Origin of the sequence: Pedobacter sp. Leaf170 (assembly GCF_920984665.1) — a bacterium.
Classification (GTDB): Bacteria; Bacteroidota; Bacteroidia; order Sphingobacteriales; family Sphingobacteriaceae; genus Pedobacter.
The window spans coordinates 204,238-228,730 of the sequence record NZ_CAKLBP010000006.1; the positions used below are offsets into that span (position 1 = coordinate 204,238).

The following is a 24,493-nucleotide window of genomic DNA, read 5'->3' on the forward strand; positions in this document are numbered from 1 at the left end:
AACTAACATTTTGATTCTATATATTTGCATCGTTTTGCTCCCGTAGTTCAATGGATAGAATTATGGTTTCCGGTACCATCGATATGAGTTCGAATCTCGTCGGGAGCACAATTTAAAAGCTACAATTAATGTTGTGGCTTTTTGTATTTGTAAATCCATTTAAATTATTTGCTTAAAGACCATTGTGCCTTACAGCTACTAAGCTTAGTTCAAAACCCGGCATCTCATTTATCCCGACTAATATAATACTCTGCTAATTCGTTTGGTTTATCGGTATTAATCCAATCTACACCTAAACGTTCTAAAATCATCCAGGCATTACGATTGTCGGCTGTTGCCCAAAACCTAAAAGGCTTGCCTGCATTGTGCGCATCATTAATTAGTTTTTCAAGCTTCGCATAATCGGCTGGTGTGGGTTCGTCCGTTCCGTTCCAAGCCGTATATTTTTTAATGTTTTGACTAATCATGCCTACTCTTTTAAGCTGATTCTGAGTATAGCTGGTTTCTGGTCTGCCATCAAAGAAGATGTATTCTGGCCAATTTGCGAAATCTACAGGCTGAGGCATATCTCCGCTTATTACAATTTTTATAGCCTCAGGATTTCTCACAATATTAAAAACCTTCTCAAACTCCTTTAATTCTATAATTAGTTTTTTAAGTACGTTAACATGGTCTTCTTTTATATCGATAACCAATTGCAGATGTTTTGTTCTATCTTTAAAAGCATGGTGATTATGCGCTTTAAATAACTCAGCCAATGGAGATAAATACAATGATTTTAAGGTTTTTAGAATATTGATTTCTTTAGCTTCATGCGCTACATACAATTCTCCATCTTTTAAAAAAACATCGGCTTCTATCGAATTCATCCCAGCCTTGTATGCCATAACTAATGGTAAATTTTGATGATAATCGTTATGACTGTGCCCTTTGCTTTTAACATTTTGAGCCAATGTAGAAACCGATAATAAAATTATAAAAGCAAGGCTGGATAGAATTATTCTCATGGATGATTGTAAGTTGCTGACAAATTAAATAATATTACTTTGATTTCAACTATGCTTAAACCAAGAGACGGAAACATCCTTTGTATCAAAATGGATTATTGACAGACTTCAACAGAAATAATGAATAATCTTCTTGCTGCTTAATCATAATCAAAAGCTTTTAAAAAACTAATTGTTATTTTTGCGGCAATGATTATTTACAAAACCGATGAACAAGTAGAACTGATGAAAATCAGTGCGCTTCTGGTAAGCAATACTTTGGCAGAAATTGCAAAAATTTTACGTCCGGGTTTAGCGACAATTGAGATTGATAAACTGGCAAATGAATATATTTTGGATAATGGCGCTGTGCCTTCTTTCTACAACTACAGCGGCTTTCCACACCATATTATAACTTCTGTTAACGATGTTGTTGTACATGGATTTCCGGGCAAAGAAATATTAAAAGATGGCGATATTATCTCTGTTGATGTTGGCGTTATCAAAAACGAATATCACGGAGACCATGCTTATACATTTGTAATTGGCGATGCCAGCGAAGAAATTTTAAAGCTGGTAAGAACCACCAAAGAATCCCTTTTTATAGGCATTAACGAAGCGGTTGCTGGTAAGCGATTGGGCGATATTGGTTTTGCTATTCAAAATCATAATGAAAAACAAGGCTATGGTGTTGTTAGAGATTTTGTTGGTCACGGACTTGGGAAAAGCATGCATGAAGCGCCGCAAGTGCCAAATTACGGCAAACGTGGAAGCGGTTTAATGCTAAAAGAAAACCTGACTATGGCTATTGAGCCCATGATTAATTTGGGCAAAAAAGATGTATTTATCGAAAAAGATGGTTGGACGGTGAGAACCGTTGATGGAAAACCATCCGTACATTTTGAACACGATGTTTGTGTTAAAAAAGGCAAAGCACTTATTTTATCTGATTACAGCCCAATCGAAGCAGCTGAGCAAAATAATATCAATTTAAAAGTTAGCTAGCTCATTACAAGATTTGAAATTCTACAGCATAATTGCATTATTTTTTTTAGGTTTTAGCAGTAACGCACAGGTTTTGAGAAAGAAAACCACCATGCTAATGGGCGGTCGATTTGAAATTACCATTGTTGCAAAAACTGCTGTATTTGCCGAGCAAAATATAGACACCATTATAAATGAAATTAGCAGAATTGAGTATCTAATTTCTGATTGGAAACCAAATTCACAGGTTTCGGAAGTGAATAGAAATGCTGGAGAGAAGCCTGTAAAAGTTGATAAAGAGGTTTTTGAGCTTACCAAACGAGCAATTAAACTATCGCAACTTACAAACGGTGCTTTCGACATCAGCTTTGCTGCGATGGATAAAATCTGGAAGTTTGATGGATCGATGACTGAAATCCCATCTGTTGATGAAATTAGGAAATCTGTAGAAAAAGTTGGCTACAAAAACATCATTCTCGATAGTGTAAACTCCACAATTTTTTTAAGTAAAAAAGGCATGAAAATTGGCTTTGGCGCTTTAGGAGAAGGTTACGCAGCAGATAAATGTCGCAACATGATGCTTGCCAAGGGAATTAAGGCCGGAATTGTAAACGCAACCGGCGATATGAGCACATGGGGAAAGCAACCTAATGGCAAAAAATGGCTTGTTGGCATCACCAACCCATATAATAAAGATAGCCTTTTCGCCGCCGTTCCGCTTTACAATAAGGCTATTGTAAGTTCTGGCAGCTACGAAAAGTTTGTAATTTTCGATGGCAAACGATATTCTCACATTATAAATCCGGCTACCGGCTACCCGGCTACCGGACTAAGCGGTGTTACGGTTTTCGGTCCGGATGCTGAATTGGCAAACGGATTAAGCACTTCGATAATGGTTTTAGGTAAACATGCAGGATTAAATTTCATTAAGCAATTTCCTAAATATAGTTGCATTATGTTTAGCGACAACGGCGAGATTTTTCTATCCGATAATCTGGTTAAAAGGACTGTAGAACGCTGGAAAAAAATGCTTTAACTATGTCAGCATTTTTCAAGACCCATTATAAGTCTTTTAATTTTAATAACAATCCATCAATACCTGTCCGTGAGATTGATAAAAACTGACGCTTTTCCCCTCATGCTTTTGGCACAACGCTTCAAGCCATTCAATTACATCTTTTTGCATACTTAAAGAGCCGCAAAGCATTATTACAGCCCCGTCTTTTAGCGCAGAATAAATCGTTTCAGCATCTCGGGAAAGCAAATCTTTAACATATTGTTTTTCGCCTTCACGAGACAAGGCTATGCTTAGTTTAGTCAGTTTATCCGCATCAGATTTCAGGGCATTTTCGTAGAGCTCAAAAGAAACTTTATTTCTGAAACCGCAATAAAGGTGAATATCTCTGCCATCTCCAAACTGATTTATCATCCCTAAAAAAGGTGCAATTCCGGTTCCGTTAGAAACCATAATTACTGTTTTTGCCTTTAAAGGAAAATGAAAATGCTCATTTCTTAAAAGTGCTGCATTTAAGGTTTGTCCATCTTCTAGTGCATGTAAAAATCTTGAACCTAAACCATTTTCATGCAACTTAACGCTCAGCTGAACATCTTTACCAATTTTACCGATTGAGTATTGTCTTTCGCGATGATCGTTTGCAGGATAGATAGAAAGTAAATCGCCGGAAGTAAATTTTATACCTTTTACAGGCTTTAAGCGAACAATAAAAGAAGTTTCTTCATGACTTGAAATCTTTTTTTCTACAACTGTAAACTGATGTAATTTTACTGGTTTAGTTTCTAAAAGTTTTGATAAAGATGTGGATTCTACATTAGAACTTTGCGCCCACAATGTAGCCCACTTCATAAAATCTTCAGGAGATCTATCGTTAACGGTATGTATTTCGAGCAATGGTTTTGCCCAGTTTTGCTGCGATAAAGCATTATTTACTTCGTAACCAAATTTGCAAAAATCGGGATAGGCATGCGAGCCAAAAGCAACAACCGAAAAATCAATATGATTTGCCTGCCGGAATTTATCTAAAAGCTTTAAAAATTTAGTTGAATTTGTTGGCGCATCGCCAATACCATAAGTTGCTGTTAAAATAATGAGTTGCTTGGCTTTTGGGAAAACTTTATAATGATTTAGTTGCCCGATAAAAGATGTTTTCCCACTTTTCGATAACAGCTGGTGAATGGCTTTTGCAAAACGAAAAGTTGTTCCATTTTCAGAACCAACTAAAATGATATATTCTGCCTGCTCTGCTTTATATTTATTTTTAACCTGATTAGATCTTCTTTTCCACCAAATAGCAAAGCCTGAATAAATAAAAAAAAGAATATTTGCTGATGCGACCGCTAGAACAATTGCCCAGATTGCATTTGTTCTACCGGTATGCAAATCCATACTTAATGCAGTTAGCAATTTAGCATTCGAATATCGCTGCTCAGTTAGTACCTCGCCTGAAATTTGGTTTATGGTTAATTCCCTATCCTCAAGTTTTAATGTAAAATAATCTTCTACATCTTCAGAAAACGGAAACTCGATTGATTTTAGGCTGGATAATTTGGTGTTTTTAAAAATTTCAAAATCTGCAGTTTTCTTTTCTGGATTGGTTTTTAAAGCATCAATATTAACTTTATGAGAAATTTTCTGTTCTTTAATAATCTCGAAAGTCTGCAACGATAAGATAGTTCCACTAATTGAAATGATGATTATCGGAATTAGTAAAAGCCTGCCTAAAACAACATGATAATATTGGGCGAAATTATCTTTAACAATTTTCGAAAAAAAATTTTTAAAACTTCTTTGGCGCTGTATAATTAAAACCGTTCCGGAGGTTGCAATGAGGAATAGCAAAAACGATGTTAAACCAATAAAGAAACGGCCAAGTTCATGCAAAAAAAGTGAACGATGTAAGGCGGTTATCCATTGAAAAAATTCATTTTCTTTAGCAACCTTGCCTAAATTTTTTCCGGTTTTAGGGTTGATGTAGAATTTACCGGAATTATCACTTAAATCTGTAGCATCAACCACTACAAATTGATTATAATCAACCGTAACCTCAATAATATCGGTATAGTTATTTTTAAGATTTGGAATAACATCAGCTATGCTAAGTTTATTGAAATCTTTAACCTTAAAAGGCTGAATTTTTTCGGTTACGGGCTTGAAAGAAAGGATGATACCCGTTACAGATGCAAGAATTAAAAAAAGAAAAGAAGATACAGCAAATGCCAAGTGGCTATATCTCCATATTGAAATTGTCATTTAAAAGCCTTTATTAGTTCGCTATTAAACGAACATATCTAATATAACCAGTACCTTCAGTTTTAGCGGCAATACCTTCTGTAGTTAAAGGCACTTCTAAATCTTTAACGATGTATTTTTTATCTTCAACAGCCGATTCAAAACGTAAAGTATAACCTTTGTTAATTTTGGAATTTTCAATCTCAAAGGTAGTAACACTTCTATCACCTCCTGTTACCGAAGCGCCAGTAATTGCACTTAGGTTTGTAGGTTTCTTTTTATAAAATTTGTGCCATTCTTTAACATCAGGATACCATTTTTTATCAGAACCCATAACATAAAGTGTTTTTTCGTAAGCACCCTTAGCATCAACTAAAGAAACAACAATATAGGCTCCTTCTCCAACATAATTGGTCATCTGCAACATACACTTGTATTTTGTAGTTTTTTGCGCCATAGATGCGTAAGAAGTTAAAAATACAATACCTAAGCCTAGGCATACTTTATAAATGCTATTCATTTTTTTATTTTAAAAAGTCAATCGATATTTTGTTCTTAGAAAGATATTCGTTTTCAGTAGCCAAATCATAAGGGGTTTCCTTAAATTCGGTTGTTACATCTTTTTTAGCTCCGATAGAAACCAGATATTTCATCAACTCAACATCTTTGGCGGTCATAGCAGCTTTGTGTAAAGCCGTGTAACCTTCTTTATTTTTAAGGTTAACATCAATTTTTAAGGGCTCAATGCGTTTTAATAAGCCTAAATCATTTTTCGCAACCGCAAGATGGTACAATGAGTTACCATTATCCTGAACTTTTTTAATGTCGAAACCTTTTTCGGTTAGCAGTTTTAATTTAGCTTCAAAATCTTCCATACCGCGTGGGTTGTAAGCCTGAAAAAGATAAGCGGCAAGGTTATCACCATTTTTATCTATATGGTTTAAGTTTGCGCCTTTCTCAATTAAAAATTTTACCACTTCAGCAGAATTACCACGAACGGTGAAATCTAATGCAGAAACACCTTTAGCGTTTATTTGGTTGATGTCTTTAACATTTTTTGCCAATAGTTCGATTGTGGCTAAATCTTTGTTTGAAGCTGCAGCATTCATAAAAGCAGTATTTCCTTCTTTATCTGGTTGGTTCACATCCACACCTTTTGACAGGAAATAGTTAATAATTTCTTCTTGTTTTGGTTTACGAACAATGTTGTGTAAAGCTGTTTCGCCATTGTTTCCAACTGCTGTTGGTTTGATTTTTAAGCTTTCTAAATATTGGAAAACTTCTAAACCATTTGATGTTCCTCGTCCGCCCTGACTAGCCATAATCATTGCATTATCCGTATATTTCACACCTTTCTGAAGCAATTTCTTCATTAACTCAATGTTACCACCTTTTGCAACGTAGTTGAAAGCAGTATTTCCGGCAGCATCCTTACTGTTTAAATCTAAGCCTTTAGCTACGAAATAATCCGTTAAGGTTAAATCTTTATCATTAGGGATTGCGATTAACAATGCATTTGCACCATCGTGATTTAGATCTTGCTTTAAATCCGAGCCGTTCTTTATCAATAAATCGTAAACCTTAGTGTTTTTTTGTCCGCCAGCCGCAGCAAAAGTTAATGCGGTATAGCCGTGGCTATCTTGAATATCAATTTTAGCACCATTTTTTAAAAGATATTCCATAACAGGAATGTTTCCTTTGGATGATGCCCAAATTAAATAGGTTCTGCTATCATGCGTTAATTTATTAACATCGTTACCCGGCTGAGCCAAAAGATACAAAATTGACTCTGTTGGTGCACCACTATTTATCGCAAAAACAGTTGCATCAAAAGAAGAAGGATTTAATTGTGACGGGCTACTGCCTTTCTCTATTTCTGCCTTAATGGTCGCTAAATCAGTATTCCCTTTCCAGAAAGCTTGATCAAAAAAAGCGTTCTTCTGAGCTTGCACAGTTAAGGAGGCAAAAGCTAAAATAGCAAAGATGATTTTTTTCATTTTAGAAGCTAAATATTATTGTGAGTATTCAATTCGTAATGGTTTTTATTATTTCGGCTAAGTTAACAAGAATCATTCTAAATAAAGATTTATTTTGAATCAAATTGAGTACAACGGCTTGCTTAAAAAACCTCATTAAATCAAATTTATTTATAAACAACTCTTTTATAATGATTTACAAAATAAATTTATTTATAAATAGTCTAAATAAATTATTTGTTACAACAAAAAGTTCAACCTTGAGGCTTAAATAATTTAGCTAAATTGTGAGTTAATTGGATAAACCGAATAGAGTTTAAAAGGAAAGACGAATGATAAGATCCTGACGATAGTGAGATAACATTAATTGAAATTATATGTTATGGGCATAAAAATCGTTATAACTATAAAATTATATTTTCATTTAAAACGTTAAACAGGATAAAACATGATTATCAAAAAGTTTTTTATAACCACAATTATCGGATTATTTGCACTCACAATGTATTCTTGCAAAGCTAAAAAACCACTTGCAAAAGCAGAAGCAGCACCAGTTACAAAACCAACACCACCAGTTGAAGAGAAAAAGCCTGCACCTGAACCGGCTAAACAAGAGGAAGCACCTGCTTCTACAGATAATCCTAATTTTAACTTAGATAACATTCAATTTGAATTTAATTCGGCTGTACTAAAAACCTCATCATTCTCTATTTTAGATAAAGCCGTAGCCGAAATGAAAAAATCGCCAGATACTAAATTTGTGTTAAACGGACATTCATCGGCCGAGGGAACGCCAGAACACAACATGTCTTTGTCGATTGATAGGGCAAATTCAGTAAAATCTTACCTGGTCAATGCAGGTTTAAATGCCTCTAATTTTAGAATCGTTGGTCACGGCGAGAAAGAACCAATTACCTCAAATGATAGCGAGGAAGGAAGAATTTTAAATAGAAGAACTGAAATTAGAATTGACAAATAATCATCTAAAAAAACAAAAAATGCCTTGATTAATCGTCAAGGCATTTATAATTTAATCAATAGCGATAATTTTCCCAAATTTTAATTCAGTATTAACAGGAGCATCTGCAGGGTAAGAAATGTATTTTATAGAAAGAATAGTATTCGTAATAGAAAATTTTCCCTTTTCAAACAATTGATAACTTACATTTCGCTTAGTTGGATTTCCGGCGGCGTTAAATTCAACACTTTCGCTTATATTAACGGTTAAATTCTCACCATCAATTTTGTAAGTACCGTTTACTTCTGAAGTTTTTGCAGTGCTGCTCCAGATTTCCATTGTAAACAATCCATCGGGTTTAAAAATTAACCTTCTGCCAATACTTCCGTTTACGCTTGCTTCTTGCCATGCTCCGGTAAGCACATCAGTTTTACCTGCTGGTTTATCCTTTTTGCATGAAATAAAAATAATAGACAATAGAAAAAATATACCGAAGGTTTTTAATAGGTTGTTACGCATAGTTTTAAGGTTTTTAGAGTAAAACGAATAAACAGCTTAAAATGCTACAACTTAATAATCTTCATTTTCCATTCCTGCTTCTAACCTTTTGAGCTCGGCATCCATATCAAGCATGGCCATTTCTTGCTTAGCAATTAATTCACGGCATGCGGCAAGCTGACTTCTTAAATCAAAGATTTCTTTTTGCAGTTCAATTAAACTCTTCCCGGTTTCTTCCTGCATCTTTCTAAGCTCCAGCCTGGTCATAAAACCGCCTTCACTTAAAAAAATTTCTAAGCCAGATTGTTTCCCAATTAATGCCGGTAAAGGATGCCCGTGAACCTCTCCAATAAGCATAATTAAATTTAACTGGTTTAAAAGCTGAAGATATTCTGATGCCAGGATTGCATTTCCCCTAAAAATGTGAAGAATCCTATCTGTTTTAACATATTCCTCATGCTTAAACTCTTGTAGTATTCTATCTAAAAGTTCGCACTTGGCTGATGTTAAGTTAGTTGGAAACCTGTCCATTACTATGATTTTGAGGGATGTTATGCGTTATTGGGATTTATGAATTCTTTTCGAACAATAAATATAGAAAAATTTAATCATGGTTCTAAGTTTTCAAATCTTATCAAGTCATTTAAAGGCTTTTAGAGTCACAAATTTTAAACCATCATGATTTTGTAACGATATCTTTATTGTTGGCTACAAAATTTTCAAACTGCTTTTATCTTTTATCGTTAAATTGTTACAACTTTTCGAGGCTTACAATTAAAATAAACCCCAACATTCGATACATTAGTAACCATAAATTATTCATTGATGAAAAAAATACTCACTATACTTTTTCTTAGCAGTTGTACTATTGTTGTTAATGCTCAAACCATTGTAAACCGCAATGCTGATATCGATAAGATGGTAAAATCGGTTAACGCTGATTCGTTAAAATCATACATTACAAAAATGGTTTCTTTCGGTACCAGAAGTACTATAAGTGATACTAAAAGTAAAACTAAAGGTATTGGCGCCGCCAGAAATTGGGTAGTTAATAAATTTAACCAGTTTGCTAAGCAAAGCGATGGAAGATTATCAGCATTTCTGGATACAGTTACAATAAACCCTGACGGAAAACGTGTTGACAAGCAAATTGTGTTAGGCAATGCAGTGGCCATTTTGAAGGGTAGCGATGCAAATGATAAAAGAGTTTTTGTAGTAAGCGGGCACCTGGATAGTCGCGTTACAGATGTGATGAACAGAGTTAGCGATGCTCCAGGCGCAAATGACGATGGTAGTGGCGTGGCCGGTGTTATTGAAGCCGCCCGAATTATGAGTCAACACAAATTTCCGGCTACGGTAATTTTTGTTGCGGTTAGTGGCGAAGAGCAATCTTTATTAGGCTCGGGTTTTATGGCATCAAAAGCGAAGAAAGAAGGCTGGAATTTAGAAGCCATGCTTAATAACGATATGATTGGAAGCAACAATGCCAGCGAAACACAAATTATAGATAATACTAAGCTGCGAGTTTTTAGCGAAGGATTACCGGCTTTCGAATTAGATAAAAATGCTAAAAACATTCGCCAGTTTGGTTTAGAGAATGATGGTAAAAGCAGGCAACTGGCACGCTATGTTAAAGAAGTTGGAGAACGTTATGTTGATCAGCTCGAGATTAAATTAATTTATCGTAATGATAGATTTTTGCGTGGCGGTGACCATACGCCATTTGTAGAAAATGGTTTTACGGCGGTAAGAATTACAGAAATGAACGAAAACTTCGATCATCAACATCAGGATTTACGAACTGAAAAAGGAGTTATATATGGTGATTTAATCGAATTTATGGATTTTGAATATCTTCGAAAAAATACAGCTGTCAACATTTCGGTTTTAGCAAATTTAGCTAAGGCCCCATCTATACCAACAGAGCTTAAAGTTGATGTGAAAAACTTAAGCAATTCTACTTTCTTATATTGGAAAGCACCGGTAAATGGTCGTGTTAAAGGCTATTATATTTTAATGCGAGAAACAAGTAGCCCAGTATGGCAAAAGAAATTTTTTACCACAGCTACAGAAATGCGTTTGCCTTATAGTAAAGATAATTACTTGTTTGCGGTGCAAAGTGTTGGCAACGAGGATAACGAGAGCTTGCCGGTAGTACCATCAATTGGCAGATAAAAAAACCATTAAGTAAATCGCTTGTTTATTCGAAAATTCCCAAATGAAATTTAAACCTTTAGCATTAATTTTAAACATAGCCTTAACCCTTGGCATTGGTGCATTGGGCGGCATCGCAACGGCTAACTCTGTTAAAACCTGGTATTTAACCCTCAATAAACCTTCATTCAATCCGCCAAGTTGGTTATTTGCGCCAGTATGGACAACAATTTACATATTAATTGGCATTGCAGCCTATTTGGTATGGGTTAAAAGAGATACCATAGTGCACTTCCCAAGAACTGTAGCGATTTATGCCATTCAGCTAATTTTAAATCTTTGCTGGTCATTTATATTTTTCTATTTCCATGAAATAGGTTTTGCATTGGCAGAGATAATTATGCTCCTCATTATGATTATTATAAATGCAATAACCTTTTATAAAATCGATAAACTGGCCGGACTTCTTTTCATCCCTTACATTTTATGGGTAAGTTTTGCATCATTTTTAACATATAACATTTACATACTCAACTAATTTTCAAAAGAAAACACTTATTTTTAGAGAGTGGTAACTCTTAAAAGATATTTGCTGATGCTTTTTATTTTGTGCTGTTTTAAGTTACAGGCACAAAAGGTTGGTTTAGTATTTAGTGGCGGCGGTGCTAAAGGATTGGCGCATATTGGCACTTTAAAAGCTTTAGAAGAAAACCACATTCCAATTGATTACATCACAGGAACATCGATGGGCGGAATTGTTGGCGCCATGTATGCGGCCGGATATACACCCGCACAAATTGAAAATATTGCAACAGGTAACGAATTTCAAAATTGGGTAAATGGCCGTTATACCAGCGATTATACTTATTACTTTGAAAAAAATGCACCAAACGCATCTATGCTTGCTGCCAAAGTTGCTATAGATTCAGGTTTTCACTTCAGCTTCCGCTCAAATTTAATTAATGATATACCCTTAAATTTTGCCTTTTTAGAGTTATTTTCTCAAGCATCTGCTGCATCAAAAGATAATTTTAATAATCTATTTGTGCCCTTTAGATGCATGGTTGCCGATGTACTTTCGCAAGAGAGCATAACGGTTGATAAAGGAAGTTTAGCCGAGGCGGTTAGAGCAACCATGACCGTACCGATTATTTACCGTCCAATTAAGCTTGATGGAAAATATGTATTTGATGGCGGGCTTTATAATAATTTTCCAGCTGATGTAATGCAAAAAGAATTCGAGCCTGATTACATAATTGGCGCAAATGTATCTTCAAAAACATATAACGAATACCCAAAAAGTAATGATGAAAGATTAATGAACCGCTTTTTGGTTTATATGTTTCTTTCAAAATCAGACTCTACAATGGTTGGTAAAAACGGAATTTACATCCAACCTAACGTTGGCAACTATAGTGTTACTAATTTCTCGCCGGTTAAAGATTTAATTCAAAAAGGCTATGAAGCCACCATGGCAGATATGGAACGGATTAAAGCACTTATAAAGCGAAGGGTTACTGATGAAGAGCTTGCAGCGAAAAGAGAAAAATTTAATCGTAAAAAACCTGATTTTGTTTTTAACAACATTACCGTAACTGGTGTGAATGACCAGCAAAAACGTTATGTAGAGCGCTTATTTAAAAGTGATAAACAAACTTTTAATCTCGATGATATTAAACGAGGTTATTATAAGCTGGTGGCAGACCAGACTTTTGAAACCATTTATCCAAAAATTGTGTACGAGCCTGCAACAGATAACTACACTTTTGAAGTAGTTGCCCAACCTAAAAAAAGTTTTAAGCTTGATTTAGGCGGCAATATTTCTACACGGCCAATTAGCAACGTATTTTTAGGTGCACAATACAATTATTTAAACCGCAAAGCTTACACTTTTGGAACCAGTTTCTATTCTGGAAGATTTTACGAATCGGTACAAATGAGTGGCAGAATTGATTACCCCACAAAGCTCCCAATTTTTTTAGGTGCGGAGTTAACTTATAACCATTGGAATTTTTACAACACCAGCCAGATTTTTATTGAAAACCCACGCCCGATTTATATAGAACAAGCCGATAGGAAAATTGATTTGATGATGGGATTTCCGCTTAATTACAACACAAAGGTGGTTTTGCACGCTGCTTTTATCAATAATCAAGACCAATACAGTCCAAACAATTCTTTTGCCGTTGGCGATATATTAGACCAAACCGTCTTTAATGGCTTTAAATCATCACTTAACCTCGAAAAAAGTTCTTTAAACCGTAAACAATATGCAACCCGCGGACAAAGTTTTACCATAAGTTTTAACTATACTACAGGTAGAGAAAACTATAATCCAGGCAATATTTTCAGAAATATTGTTCCGGCAAACACCATAAAACCTTTTAACCAAATCCGGCAATGGGGTAGCATTAAGCTTTCGCAAGAAAATTATTTTCTTCACCTTAATAAATACACATTGGGTTATTTAATTGAAGGGGTAATATCAAACCAACCGCTTTTTAATAACTATTATTCAACATTACTGGTTTCACCTGCATTTTATCCGTTGCAAGATAGCCGTTCTTTGTTTTTAGATAAATTCAGGGCTTCTACTTATGCTGCTGGCGGTATAAAAAATATTTTCAGCATCAGAAAAAATTTAGATTTTAGATTGGAAGGCTATCTTTTCTTGCCGCATAAAGAATACGAATTAAACAATTTACAAGATGTTGGATACGCAAAAGCGATTACCAAACTGCGTTATGCAGCCACAGCGGGTGTGGTTTATCAATCGCCGGTTGGCCCTGTAAGCTTAAGTTATAATTTATATAACGATGCGATTAAAAGAAATGGTGTATTATTGCACATTGGTTACTTAATTTACAATAAACGTTCTATAGAATGAAAAGAGGATTTATCTTATTGTTTCTCTGCTTAGCAAGCATTTTTGGCTTTGCTCAAACATCGGCAATTAATAATTTTTTAGTTAAAGAGAACCTTTTAAAAAACAATAAACTGGCCATAATTGCTGCCGATTCTTTAAACAATCCAAACGAAGACATTAATGGTATTTACACTTTTAGTGTTAGCGGTTTTACGCAGAGTTTAAAATTTAATGATGGTATAGCGGTTTTACCGTTGCCTATTGAGCGCTCTACTTTTGTATATCTTAAACACAAAAACGACACCGGAACACATAGCAAATTGGTTTACGTTTATAAAAAAGATGGCGACTTAACGCCATACCCAATTAATAGTTTATGGTTATTCCTTATCCCAATTTTACTGGTAATTATAGCCTTCGCTTTCAGAAAGCTGATAATTTTTGCAGTAATAATATTCCTTGTATTTGTATACTTTAACCACAGCAGCGGCCTTAACCTAGCAACATTTTTCGAAAGTATTTTTGATGCATTAAAGAATTTAGTATAATGCTAATAAATGTGAAATGCGTTTGATTTAGAAAGGCATTCCTATACCAAAATTGTATTGCAAAAACCGATAAGTATCTGGCGCATGGGTGGCGTTAAAGTTGTCTCTAAATGCTCTTCCATTAGATAAAAATTTACCAATAACCCATTGTTCGGAGCCTGAGAATTGTGGGTCTTTAACCTTCAAACCAATATCAAACCTAAATACAAAGTATTGAACATCATACCTAAACCCGGTACCCGCTCCTATTGCCGTTTGCTGAGCCATTTTACTAAGTTTTAGCAAAGTTTGCTGCCTGATTTCTTCGCTTATGTTACCGCTTAAGGTACTTTTACCATTAATATTCCACACGTTACCCATGTCGATAAATGCCGCACCTTTTAAAACGCCACCAAAAAATTTCCTCAATAAGGTATAACGATATTCCAGGTTAGCTTCAATTTTCATCTCCCCTAATTGGTCTAAACCAAATAAGGTTCTTCTACCCAAATCAGTAGCAATAACAGCACGATTGTAATTACCCGGACCTAAAGTTCTGGCTTGCCATGCTCTAATCCCGTTTGAACCACCGGCAAAAAATAATTTTTCAAAAGGTATACCTCTTTCCTGAGAGTTACCATACGCATAACCTACACCAGCGCTTAACCTTGCTACAAACTGATTTGTTCCACCTAAATGTTTATACCAGCGTATATCAATCTCCGGCCTCACATACTGGTTAAATGGCAAACCTAATAATGTTGCAGAATTGCCATTTAGCGGGTCTCTTTTTGCACCGAAAATATTTGTAACACCTTGCAATAAGTTACCTGCAATATCTACACCACCTCGCAAATACACAAAAGTTCTTAACTGGTTAAGCTTATCAGCATTTAAAGTATAGGTATATTTCATCCCCAGTGTTAAATCTTTTCTGCCTAAAAGGATGCCGTAGTAGATGTTGTTTAGTAAAATTTCCTGTGGGATACTTGGATCTAAATTTCCAAACCTGTATTCAAAATTTAAAGGCGTAAAGCTGTGTAATTTCGATTTTGTTTCAAACCAATCGTAAGTAATGGAGTTTATAAATATTCTTCTAATGGATATATCTTTTTGTAAGGCGTAAATGTAGCTCGATGAAAAAGTAGTGTGCGGCATTCCGTTTGCACCTAAAACCGGCGTATAAAAAGGAATAATTAATCTCGGAACACTAATACTGGCACTTATAGAAAAATCTCTTTGGTAAATATCTCTAAACGGCGACGTTCCATTACCAATTCTGGATTGTAAACCACCTTTTAGCTGTAATTCAAATCGCTCTGCGCCTCTAAATAAATTATTGTTGGTGTACGTGTTACTTAAGTTAAAACCTACGGTACCACCGTTAAAAGGCACCTCACCTTCTACCCGGTTGCTCATTACTTTTTGTGGTGTTAAAAGGATAATCGGGTTTATTTTATTCGATGTACTGTCTCGTCTGTAATAATCAATTTTAACATTTTTAAAGATGTTCAACTCATACATCCTATCATAGGTAAGCTGCTCATTTCTAATGTCAAACAACTCATTCTGCTTTAAAAAATCGTAACGAACGATAGGATTTCTTCTATATCTGCCCGAAAAATCTGTGTAAACGATTCCATTTACGGTGTCTTTGCTCAATTTATACCTTGCAGAATCTGGTAATCCATCAGGGCTAGGCGCAATAAGCATGTGTGTATTGCCTATGTAAAACTGTTTATGATCGCCATTAGGCGGATTTGTAATATTAAGTTTTAAATCTACTTTTTTTACATCTGCAGTTTCTATCACATCAAAATTTACAAACGGACGTAAAAATTCGTAGTAACCATTTTCCTTCATTACGCGATAAATCTGGTCTCGCTCATAACTAAGAGAATCCGAATCGTACTGCATGCCCTCGTGCAGATGTGTGAAGTTGGGTTTTTCCTTATGATAAACCGCTCTTACCTGAGGCGTAAAAATAGAATCTGAAAGTTTTCTGATATAAGATGCAGGGCCAGGTTGTGCCTTAAATTTAATCTCTGCTTTTTTATCTTTGACCTGAATATCTGAATTAACCTTTGCTTGGAAATAACCCTTACCCTTTAAGAATTTTTCAATTTGATTACGTGATATTTCCACCAAAGCACTATCTAATATCGCCGGTGGCGAACCAAAAGGCTTTATACCTGTTGTTTTGTATTTACCATCTTTTGTATTAAATAAGTTATAAAGTGGCACATTAATACTAAAAGGCGATGATGGACGAATATCTTTTTGAACATAATTATAAGCCTGTTCTTCAAACTTCGCATCAACGCTATCAATGCTAACTTTTTTAACGATAGCCTGGTAATCTGGTATGTATTTAGTTGAGGAGCAACCTTGGATTAAAACAATAATTAATAGTAATATTGCAGGGCTTTTCAGGTTAGAATAATTAAAGGATTGGTATGCTTTCAAAATCTCAGGTTAGTTTTATTAAATCGTTACATCAAAAAAAATATCGTAAAGAAACCGGTCTTTTTTTGGTTGAGGGTATAAAATCCATAAAAGAGTTTATACAATCAAACTATCAAATCCATAGCATATTTTACAACACAGAACAGTATCATTTGTTGCCCAAATTACCTGCAAATATAAACTTATTTGAGGTAAACAACGCTGAATTAACCAAGATTAGTACTTTACAAACGCCACAAGGTTTTTTAGCTGTTATCCACATACCCGAAAGGGCTTCTGTAGACTTAAATTCATTAAAAAATAATTTTACAATTGTTTTAGATGGCATACAAGACCCGGGTAACATGGGTACCATAATTCGCACTGCAGATTGGTTTGGATTTAAAAACATTATTTGCGCCGAAGATTGTGTTGAAGCCTATAACCCCAAAACGGTACAGGCAACGATGGGTTCTTTAGCGAGGGTAAATATTTATTATGAGCATTTGGTTTCTATTTTAGCGCAAACCGATGTGCCTGTATTTGGTGCGTTGCTGGACGGTAATTCTATTTACAAGATGGATTGGGGAAACGAAGGCCTTATTATTTTAGGTAATGAAGGCAAGGGCATAAGCCCAGAAGTTATTGAAAAAATTAGTAAACCAGTTACCATACCAAGAATTGGATCGGCAGAATCATTAAATGTTGCAGTTAGTGCAGCAATCTTTTGTGCTGAAATAGTGAGAGTTCGAAATTAAAAGCAGATTTTATTTGCGGGCTAATTATTAATTCATATTTTTGCAACCTTGAATTTAAGGGTCGAGTGGCCGAGTGGCTAGGCAGAGGTCTGCAAAACCTTCTACAGCGGTTCGAATCCGCTCTCGACCTCCATTTGTACAAATAAAGAATAATAAAAGGTTAAAACCATGGCAGTTACCAGATTAAAAAGAAAAGACAGAAGAAATAAAAATACCGCTCATCAAGAAGTGGATTTCTTAAAAAGAGCTACTAACATTGAGTTAGGAAGTCGCTCTGCACAACCTAAAAACGACCAATTAGCTAAAAACAACGCTGTTTTAGCTGCATTAGCAAAATAGTTTTTAGGAATCTTCTTAAAAAGATTTAAAGCATCCTTCTGATCAAAGGATGCTTTTTTTATGTCATGAATTTTCTAATTTTGTTGCACCGCCAAAAACGAGATTGCACATAACCAGCATTAAAATTCCTGTTTTTTTAAATAAAATTTTTGTCTTTAATAAAGAAATTTCCTTTAAAAATCTAGTGGGCTTATAACTTTATTTTTGGCAACGTCAGTTATGTGGGTGTAAATTTGAGTTGTAGTTAAGTTGTTATGCCCTAAAAGTTTCTGTATATAACGGATGTCGGTACCATTCTCGAGTAAATGCGTTGCAAAACTATGTCGCAAAACATGTGGCGAAACCACCTTATTAATTTTTGCGTTTAAGGCGGCTTGCTTTAATATGGCTTGTACACTTCTGGGTGAGTATTTTACTTTAGCTTGCCCCTCGAACAAATAATTTGAGGGTAAATAGATTTTAAAATACGCTCTTAAAAGTGGCAAAAGAGATTTTGGCAACATCACTTGCCTGTCTTTATTTCCTTTTGCCTGCCTTATATTTATCACTTCACTTTCTGAGTCAATATCCTCAATTTTTAAATCAATTACTTCGCTTAAGCGTAAGCCACACCCGTATAACGTAATTAAAATTGCTTTGTGTTTTAAATTGCGCACGGCTGCCAAAAGCCTTTTTACCTCTTCTCTGTTTAAATACTTCGGTAATGTATGTTCAGTACGTTTCGGAAATAAATCATCTATTTGCAGAGACCTGCTAAATACCATTTTGTAAAACAACTTTAAGCTGCCAATTAATTGCTTTTGGTAAGAGGCCGAAATTCCTTTCTCTTTAATAATTTTTGAAAGATAATTTTCGATAACTTGTTCGTTTACAGCGGCAATTGAAATTTGGTTGTTTTCTTTAAAGAAGACAGATAATGCGGCAAGGTATGATTTAATGGTAGAACTGCTATAACGGGCAATTTCCATTTTTTGCTTAAAAATTTCAGAATATTTCATTTTTTCTTTCGATAAACATTCGTAAATCCAAAAGAATATGATGATGAACAATAGAGATAAAAAACTGAATTTAAATGATTTAAATGAAAATCAAAGAAAATTGTACAAGTAGATTTACGAATGTTATTAAATTCGGATAAACGCAATGCGTAAATTTAGATGTTGGCAGAAATTTAAAAACCAGATATAAAATGAAACAGATTATCACGATTCTAAAATATCCAAGTAGTTCTGTGGAAATCAGACCACTCATCCCATTTCCAACAAATTAACAAAAACAACAATGGACAAAATTTTAAACTTGGGAAAGTATATTTTTCCGCTTTCGTTTTTGCTTTACGTTGGCTTACATCTTGGCAAACCCAACGTTGGAGCATCCTTCGTTCCAGACTATATTCCGTTTCCCTTATTCTGGAACTACTTAACCTCAGTTTGCATCTTACTTTTCATTGTCAGTGCTTTAATTGGGAAATATGACAAGTTATCTTATTCGTTGATGGCATTGTATGTAATTTTAATGGCTATTTTAATTCATTTACCAAGGGCAATGGGATATGAATTAGTACCAGAAAATATGACTGCTAACCTGGAGAAAGAAATGGAATTGGAAATGGTTAACTTTTTCCGAAATATAATGATTACAGGCGCATTACTTGCGTTTGCAAAATTTGTAGCCAAAGACAAAAGATTAATCGGTTGACTATTACGAAATCAAATTTGTACCGGCGTTTTATGATTTAGAGCGCTAAAAGAAAAGCTTTACTCCATTTTACCTTTGGTTGGTGTTATAACCAAAAACAAAATAAAATTCTCTTACCCGCCCAACCATAAAAATTGACAAAACATTCGTAAATCCAAAAGAATTTGGGAGATAAAAATGCAGGTAAATAACTGAATTTAAACATCATAAACCCAAAAATCTAATAAATATCAAAATTGGATTTACGAATGTTATTTAGTTAATATAGTCGTGTTTTGTAACTTTAGCTGTTTGCAAAATAATTCATCCCACCGCGAGCAACAAGCTGAATTTTAAAAAAATTATCAATAGAAATTCAAATCTAACCAAGGCTATTGAAATCTATTTTACATTTTTTTTATTCCATGTGAGTTTTATCCGGCAGAAGCCGTAAGCAAAGAACCTGGCAAATTATTAACTAAAACAACCTTCATTATGCCTAAGAAAGTAATCAAACATTCTGTTTTTGTAGTGTTTATATTAATTGCAAATATGAACATGCTTTTTGCCCAAAATGGTAATAAAGAGCAAAATCCTAATACAGCAGATGCATTCTACACTCTGGGCACTAAATATTATGCGGAACAGCAATACGATCTTGCCATTGACAATTACACAAAAGCCATAGTGCTTAGTCCTAAATTTGCCAATGCTTATTTAAACCGTGGTGTTTGTTACAAGAAAAAAGAGCAGTATACGGAGGCATTTGCAGATTACGCAAAAGTTATTCAATTGAACCCGAAAGAACCTGCCGTGTATAAAAACCAAGGTATTATTTATGAAATTCAGAAGAATTATGAATTGGCCGTTACAAATTATACAAAAGCTATAGAATTGGGTGGTAAAGAATACCAAGATTTATACATATATCGGGGTAACATGTATTGCGATTGGGAAAAGCCTGACTTAGCACTTGCCGATTTTCAAACGTCTGTTAAGTTATTCCCTCAAGATGCCACCGGATATAATAATATTGGATATGTGTACAGCATTAAGGAAAACTTTACACAAGCCATCACAAATTACACAAAAGCTTTAGAGCTTGACCCAAAGTATCTTTTGTCTTATATCGGTCGTGCTTATTGTTATGATGCTATTGGCAGCACCAAATTGGCAGACCTCGACCGGAAAAAATATAGCGATTTGGGCGGCAAACTTGCGGCCACAGCAGGAAGCTCAAAACGTTCTATCTATCCAAAGGGAACCTTTGATGCAGCGCTGGCCCAATCAGCATTAAGCCGTGGCTTATCTAAAATTGAAGGTAGAGCCTGCTCAAAAATTGATGGCAGAATATTTACAGCCGCAGGAACTAGAGTCGTTTTATTTCCTGTTACGCCCTATCTGGAAGAATGGTATGAACTAAGAGAGAAGAAAGAGGGTAAAAAATTATCGGTGTACATGTCAAAAGAAGCAAATAAATACGCCATTGAGGCATTTACAGACCGTAATGGAGACTTTGCATTTGATGGATTAAAACCCGGAAAATACTTCATCCAGATGATACATAATTTTAACCAGCTTAAAACCAATAGGGTTTATAACGGTCAGAATACGGCAATGCAAGGCAATACACGGGTAATAACCAACTATTATCAAGATCAGGATTACGTGGTTGAGCGTAGCGAGCGTGTAGAAAGATTTGTAGAAATTAAAAAAGATGGTGAACTTAAAAAAGTTGGCTTATCAAAAGGATTGATTAAAGGTTGTGACTGGTAATTAACGCTCCAATTGAATTATATTCTGTTCATCAAAGTAAATATTAAAATAAAAAGGTTTATTCGCTTTGCATAATCTAAAACCATTTTTTGTGTGGTAATTAACCTAAGAGGAAGCTGCGACAAGAATGCCGAAAATTATTTTAATTCTATACTTTTAACATCATCGTGGATTTAACTATCTTCACCAATAAAAATGGGTAAAATGCAATTATCAGTTCAAGATTCTGACACACTCATAGCATTGTTAAAGTTACGTTTCGATAGAAATACAAACCGACATAAAGATGTGGATTGGAGCAAAGTTGAAGCTAAGCTGAAAAGTAATCCAGAAAAACTTTGGTCGCTAAACGAAATGGAACGTACCGGTGGCGAGCCTGATGTAATTGGATATGATAAAGAAACAAACGAGTATTTATTTTGCGATTGCGCTACTGAAACACCTAAAGGTAGAAGAAGTATTTGTTACGATCGTGAGGCACTAGATAGCAGAAAGGAATTTAAGCCAGAAAACACCGCTATAGATATGGCGAATGAAATGGGTATTGAAATACTTGATGAATCGCAATACAGAGCACTACAAAAGCTTGGAAAATTTGATATGAAAACCTCAAGCTGGATAAAAACCCCAGATAATATCAGAAAATTAGGAGGTGCAATTTTTGCAGACTACAGATATGATACGGTTTTTATTTATCACAATGGTGCATCATCTTATTATGCTGCAAGAGCTTTTCGAGGAATGCTAAAGTTTTAAATTACTTTACTAAAGACTGGCAAATCGATTTTATTAAACCCGGCCCTTCGTAAATAAAACCAGTATATAATTGAACCAGACTTGCTCCGGCATCTAATTTTTCCTGTGCATCTTTTGCCGAGTGTATTCCACCAACACCGATGATAGGAAATGCTTTATTCGATTTTTCAGAAAGATATTTAATAACTTCTGTAGAACGTTCTTTAACAGGTTTGCCGCTTAAACCGCCCATTTCTCCTGATAACGTTTTTTCGGTAGCTAAATTTTCCCGGCTAATGGTGGTATTAGTTGCAATGATACCGGCAATCTTCGTTTCTGCCACAATTTCGATAATATCATCCAACTGAGCATCGGTTAAATCAGGCGCAATTTTTAATAAAATCGGACGAGAAATATTGTTTTTTAGATTGCGCTGCTGTAAAGTATTTAAAATATTTTTAAGTGGTTCCTTTTCTTGCAATTCACGCAAGCCTGGCGTATTGGGCGAGCTAACATTGACTACGAAATAATCTACCACGTCAAATAACCTGTCAAAACATTTTATGTAATCGCTTACCGCATTCTCGTTAGAAGTTGCTTTGTTTTTACCAATGTTTCCACCTACAACAATATCAGGATGTTTATCTTTAAGCATACGCAAGCGTTCTGCCATAACATCTACACCCTTATTATTGAAACCCATTCTGTTGATTAAAGCCTCATCATTAGGTAAACGAAACATTCTTGGCTTATCATTTCCGGGTTGAGGCATTGGAGTAACTGTACCAACTTCTATAAAGCCAAAACCTAAATTGCTAAGTGGCTCTACATATTCGCCATTTTTATCAAAACCAGCAGCCAAACCCACAGGATTTCTAAATTTTATACCGAAAACCTCTTTCTCCAGTCCTTTTATACTGAAATCGAAACTGCTGCGAATAATGGTTTTTCCTAACGGAAATTTATCATTAAACCATTTTAACCGCTTAACAACGAAATAATGTACGTTTTCTGGGTCAAACTTGAAGAATATTGGTTTAATAAGGCGATACATGCCACGAAGATAAATAAAATATAGAAAAATGGAAAATGGAGTTGTTTAGAGGATGAATGATGGAAAATGGAGCATGAAAGATGGAAGTGTTAATAACTGCACCTATTCTATTAATGATATATAAACCAAAATTTATATTTATTCTTACCTACCATACCATCTGTAATACATCTTCCATTATAGCTCTGCCATCACACATCCCCACCATCCATCTTCCCTCCTACATCATCTGCCTTACATCTTTATTAGTAAGCTGCTGTAAATTGCTCCTGATGATGTGCATTGTTTTCTAATTCATCAGCCAAAACGATTGATAAATCTTCAACAGATAAAATTGAACGCCCTTCTTCATTAAATACCGGTGATGTTTTTCCTAAACGATATTTACCGGTGCGACCGATGGTGATGCCTGGGTGCATTTCGATTGCCGGACTAAAAAATAACCAATCTAATTCTTTCTCTTGTTTTAAAATATTAAAATAATCTCTCACTGCTGATGCTCCAGGATAAATTTCTGCGGGGAATTGCGGTCCATCAACTAGTTGTTTTCCATCAATTTGCAAAGTACCTGCACCTCCAATAAAAATGTAACGTTTTACACCCGATGCTTTAACTGCTTTGTGAATGGCCTGGGCTCCAGCAAGGGTTTCGTTATAAAGATTTGGATTAGTCCAGCCGGGGTTAAAAGCGCTAACAATGGCGTCGGCTCCGTTTAAAGCTTCAACCAATTTTTCTGTATCCAAAATATCAACTGCAAGTTTGGTTACTTTATCATCATTGCTTTCGATTTTTTCTGTATTGCGGGCAATTGCAATTACTTCGTTTCCACGAGAAACCAACTCATTTAAAAGGGCTTTACCTACAAAGCCAGATGCGCCTATTAATGCTACTTTCATGTTCTTAATTTTTATTTATTGAATTTAAATTTGATTTAATTATTGTAATAAATTTTATTACAGTTTTATTTAAAATTTTTTATTTGAATTTTGATGCGAAATCTGCCAGGCTTTGTTTAGATAAATTATCTACCAAAGCATTTTCTGCATCGCTGTAAAGTGTATTTAAGTGTTGATTAATTTGTTTACCAATTGGACATTTTGGGTTTGGTTCGTTTTTACTTTGTCCCAAAATATTCTGATTTCTGAGAGATTTATAAACATCGCCGAGATTAATATCGCTTGCACTTTTCGCTAAAAAAGAGCCCCCACCTTTCCCCTCTTTACTGTCAACAAAGCCATGTTTACGCAAGTTCATAATTTCTTTACGTACCAAAACCGGATTAATATTAATGCTTCCAGCCAAATAATCAGAACTTACCACTGCCCCATTTGCATCATCGAGCAAAGTAAGTATGTGTAAGGAAATTGGAAAACGGCTGCTTATCATTCTGTAATTATTTTTATTACAGTACAAATGTAAAGATTTATTTAATATTTCAAAGAAATGTAAACCGAATTTTATTTTTTCGTTATTAAGCTAAAATGGTACATCATTAATTTAATGACGCACCTTT

At 34.9% G+C, this 24,493-nt stretch carries 23 protein-coding genes and 2 tRNA genes; 14 read left to right on the top strand and 11 right to left on the bottom strand.

What is annotated here, in order from left to right:
* Positions 1–36: 36 nt before the first annotated feature.
* Positions 37–108 (top strand) — tRNA-Arg (locus LUA90_RS15135).
* Between the two features lie 116 nt (positions 109–224).
* Here the strand turns inward: LUA90_RS15135 and LUA90_RS15140 are convergent.
* The gene (locus LUA90_RS15140) at positions 225–1,007 is read right to left on the bottom strand and encodes a phosphatidylinositol-specific phospholipase C/glycerophosphodiester phosphodiesterase family protein (RefSeq protein ID WP_231465280.1); all 783 of its coding nucleotides are present in this window, start codon (positions 1,005–1,007) and stop codon (positions 225–227) included.
* A 189-nt stretch (positions 1,008–1,196) separates the two neighbouring features.
* Between LUA90_RS15140 and map the strand changes: the two genes are divergently transcribed.
* Complete coding sequence (gene map / locus LUA90_RS15145) at positions 1,197–1,991, top strand: type I methionyl aminopeptidase (protein WP_231465282.1); 795 nt, start codon at positions 1,197–1,199, stop codon at positions 1,989–1,991.
* 13 nt (positions 1,992–2,004) lie between these two features.
* Complete coding sequence (locus LUA90_RS15150; protein WP_231465283.1) at positions 2,005–3,006, top strand: FAD:protein FMN transferase; 1,002 nt, start codon at positions 2,005–2,007, stop codon at positions 3,004–3,006.
* Between the two features lie 42 nt (positions 3,007–3,048).
* Here the strand turns inward: LUA90_RS15150 and LUA90_RS15155 are convergent, their stop codons facing one another.
* Genes LUA90_RS15155 through LUA90_RS15165 form a run of 3 tightly spaced genes read right to left on the bottom strand, consistent with a single transcriptional unit; the run spans position 3,049 to position 7,214 of the window.
* Positions 3,049–5,238 carry a PepSY domain-containing protein gene (locus tag LUA90_RS15155; protein ID WP_231465285.1) on the bottom strand — a complete coding sequence of 730 codons (2,190 nt, stop codon included), beginning with the start codon at positions 5,236–5,238 and terminating at the stop codon, positions 3,049–3,051.
* 13 nt (positions 5,239–5,251) lie between these two features.
* Complete coding sequence (locus LUA90_RS15160; protein ID WP_231465287.1) at positions 5,252–5,737, bottom strand: DUF2271 domain-containing protein; 486 nt, start codon at positions 5,735–5,737, stop codon at positions 5,252–5,254.
* 4 nt (positions 5,738–5,741) lie between these two features.
* Positions 5,742–7,214 carry an ankyrin repeat domain-containing protein gene (locus LUA90_RS15165; protein ID WP_231491499.1) on the bottom strand — a complete coding sequence of 491 codons (1,473 nt, stop codon included), beginning with the start codon at positions 7,212–7,214 and terminating at the stop codon, positions 5,742–5,744.
* Between the two features lie 427 nt (positions 7,215–7,641).
* On the opposite strand from LUA90_RS15165, the gene LUA90_RS15170 reads away from it, so the two are divergent.
* The gene (locus LUA90_RS15170; protein ID WP_231465291.1) at positions 7,642–8,172 is read left to right on the top strand and encodes an OmpA family protein; all 531 of its coding nucleotides are present in this window, start codon (positions 7,642–7,644) and stop codon (positions 8,170–8,172) included.
* A gap of 51 nt (positions 8,173–8,223) precedes the next feature.
* Here the strand turns inward: LUA90_RS15170 and LUA90_RS15175 are convergent, their stop codons facing one another.
* Together LUA90_RS15175 and LUA90_RS15180 are read right to left on the bottom strand one after the other, a co-directional pair.
* Entirely contained in the window at positions 8,224–8,670 is a 447-nt protein-coding gene (locus LUA90_RS15175) for a hypothetical protein (protein WP_231465293.1), read from the bottom strand.
* A gap of 51 nt (positions 8,671–8,721) precedes the next feature.
* Positions 8,722–9,180 (bottom strand): hypothetical protein, encoded by a 459-nt coding sequence (locus LUA90_RS15180; protein WP_231465295.1) that lies wholly within the window; start codon positions 9,178–9,180, stop codon positions 8,722–8,724.
* Between the two features lie 294 nt (positions 9,181–9,474).
* On the opposite strand from LUA90_RS15180, the gene LUA90_RS15185 reads away from it, so the two are divergent.
* From LUA90_RS15185 to LUA90_RS15200, 4 genes are read left to right on the top strand one after another with little or no spacing between them, the layout of a single operon-like run.
* Positions 9,475–10,824 (top strand): M28 family metallopeptidase, encoded by a 1,350-nt coding sequence (locus LUA90_RS15185; RefSeq protein ID WP_231465297.1) that lies wholly within the window; start codon positions 9,475–9,477, stop codon positions 10,822–10,824.
* 43 nt (positions 10,825–10,867) lie between these two features.
* Positions 10,868–11,341, top strand: a complete 474-nt coding sequence (locus LUA90_RS15190; RefSeq protein ID WP_231491501.1) for a TspO/MBR family protein — start codon at positions 10,868–10,870, stop codon at positions 11,339–11,341.
* A gap of 57 nt (positions 11,342–11,398) precedes the next feature.
* Entirely contained in the window at positions 11,399–13,690 is a 2,292-nt protein-coding gene (locus tag LUA90_RS15195) for a patatin-like phospholipase family protein (protein ID WP_231491503.1), read from the top strand.
* Complete coding sequence (locus LUA90_RS15200; protein ID WP_231465303.1) at positions 13,687–14,217, top strand: hypothetical protein; 531 nt, start codon at positions 13,687–13,689, stop codon at positions 14,215–14,217. The genes LUA90_RS15195 and LUA90_RS15200 overlap by 4 nt, the downstream gene beginning before the upstream one ends.
* A gap of 27 nt (positions 14,218–14,244) precedes the next feature.
* Here the strand turns inward: LUA90_RS15200 and LUA90_RS15205 are convergent, their stop codons facing one another.
* Entirely contained in the window at positions 14,245–16,662 is a 2,418-nt protein-coding gene (locus tag LUA90_RS15205) for a BamA/TamA family outer membrane protein (RefSeq protein WP_231465305.1), read from the bottom strand.
* Between LUA90_RS15205 and LUA90_RS15210 the strand changes: the two genes are divergently transcribed.
* The 3 genes from LUA90_RS15210 to LUA90_RS15220 all read left to right on the top strand — a co-directional run bounded on the left by LUA90_RS15210 (position 16,653) and on the right by LUA90_RS15220 (position 17,738).
* Positions 16,653–17,399, top strand: a complete 747-nt coding sequence (locus LUA90_RS15210; protein WP_231465307.1) for an RNA methyltransferase — start codon at positions 16,653–16,655, stop codon at positions 17,397–17,399. The two genes, LUA90_RS15205 and LUA90_RS15210, sit on opposite strands and share 10 nt — an antisense overlap.
* Before the next feature lie 59 nt (positions 17,400–17,458).
* Positions 17,459–17,532 (top strand) — tRNA-Cys (locus LUA90_RS15215).
* Positions 17,533–17,567: 35 nt separating this feature from the next.
* On the top strand, positions 17,568–17,738 hold the full coding sequence (locus tag LUA90_RS15220; protein ID WP_231465309.1) for a spore protein: 171 nt from the start codon (positions 17,568–17,570) through the stop codon (positions 17,736–17,738).
* Positions 17,739–17,911: 173 nt separating this feature from the next.
* On the opposite strand, the gene xerA is transcribed toward LUA90_RS15220, so the two are convergent.
* Complete coding sequence (xerA, locus tag LUA90_RS15225) at positions 17,912–18,736, bottom strand: site-specific tyrosine recombinase/integron integrase (protein ID WP_231491504.1); 825 nt, start codon at positions 18,734–18,736, stop codon at positions 17,912–17,914.
* Between the two features lie 283 nt (positions 18,737–19,019).
* Here xerA and LUA90_RS15230 point away from each other — a divergent pair, with 283 nt between their 5' ends.
* The 3 genes from LUA90_RS15230 (at position 19,020) to LUA90_RS15240 (ending at position 21,947) form a co-directional block, all read left to right on the top strand.
* Positions 19,020–19,436, top strand: a complete 417-nt coding sequence (locus tag LUA90_RS15230) for a hypothetical protein (protein ID WP_231491505.1) — start codon at positions 19,020–19,022, stop codon at positions 19,434–19,436.
* A 474-nt stretch (positions 19,437–19,910) separates the two neighbouring features.
* Positions 19,911–21,191: a tetratricopeptide repeat protein gene (locus tag LUA90_RS15235; protein WP_231465068.1), complete on the top strand. Its 1,281-nt coding sequence runs from the start codon at positions 19,911–19,913 to the stop codon at positions 21,189–21,191.
* Positions 21,192–21,395: 204 nt separating this feature from the next.
* Positions 21,396–21,947 carry a DUF4256 domain-containing protein gene (locus LUA90_RS15240; RefSeq protein ID WP_231465066.1) on the top strand — a complete coding sequence of 184 codons (552 nt, stop codon included), beginning with the start codon at positions 21,396–21,398 and terminating at the stop codon, positions 21,945–21,947.
* Between the two features lies 1 nt (position 21,948).
* Here LUA90_RS15240 and LUA90_RS15245 read toward each other — a convergent pair whose 3' ends face one another.
* The 3 genes from LUA90_RS15245 to LUA90_RS15255 form a co-directional block, all read right to left on the bottom strand.
* Complete coding sequence (locus LUA90_RS15245; RefSeq protein WP_231465064.1) at positions 21,949–22,980, bottom strand: quinone-dependent dihydroorotate dehydrogenase; 1,032 nt, start codon at positions 22,978–22,980, stop codon at positions 21,949–21,951.
* A 245-nt stretch (positions 22,981–23,225) separates the two neighbouring features.
* Complete coding sequence (locus tag LUA90_RS15250; protein ID WP_231465062.1) at positions 23,226–23,876, bottom strand: NAD(P)-dependent oxidoreductase; 651 nt, start codon at positions 23,874–23,876, stop codon at positions 23,226–23,228.
* A 79-nt stretch (positions 23,877–23,955) separates the two neighbouring features.
* A complete protein-coding gene (locus LUA90_RS15255) occupies positions 23,956–24,366 on the bottom strand; it encodes an Rrf2 family transcriptional regulator (RefSeq protein ID WP_231465060.1) in 411 nt (136 codons plus the stop codon).
* Between the last annotated feature and the right edge of the window lie 127 nt (positions 24,367–24,493).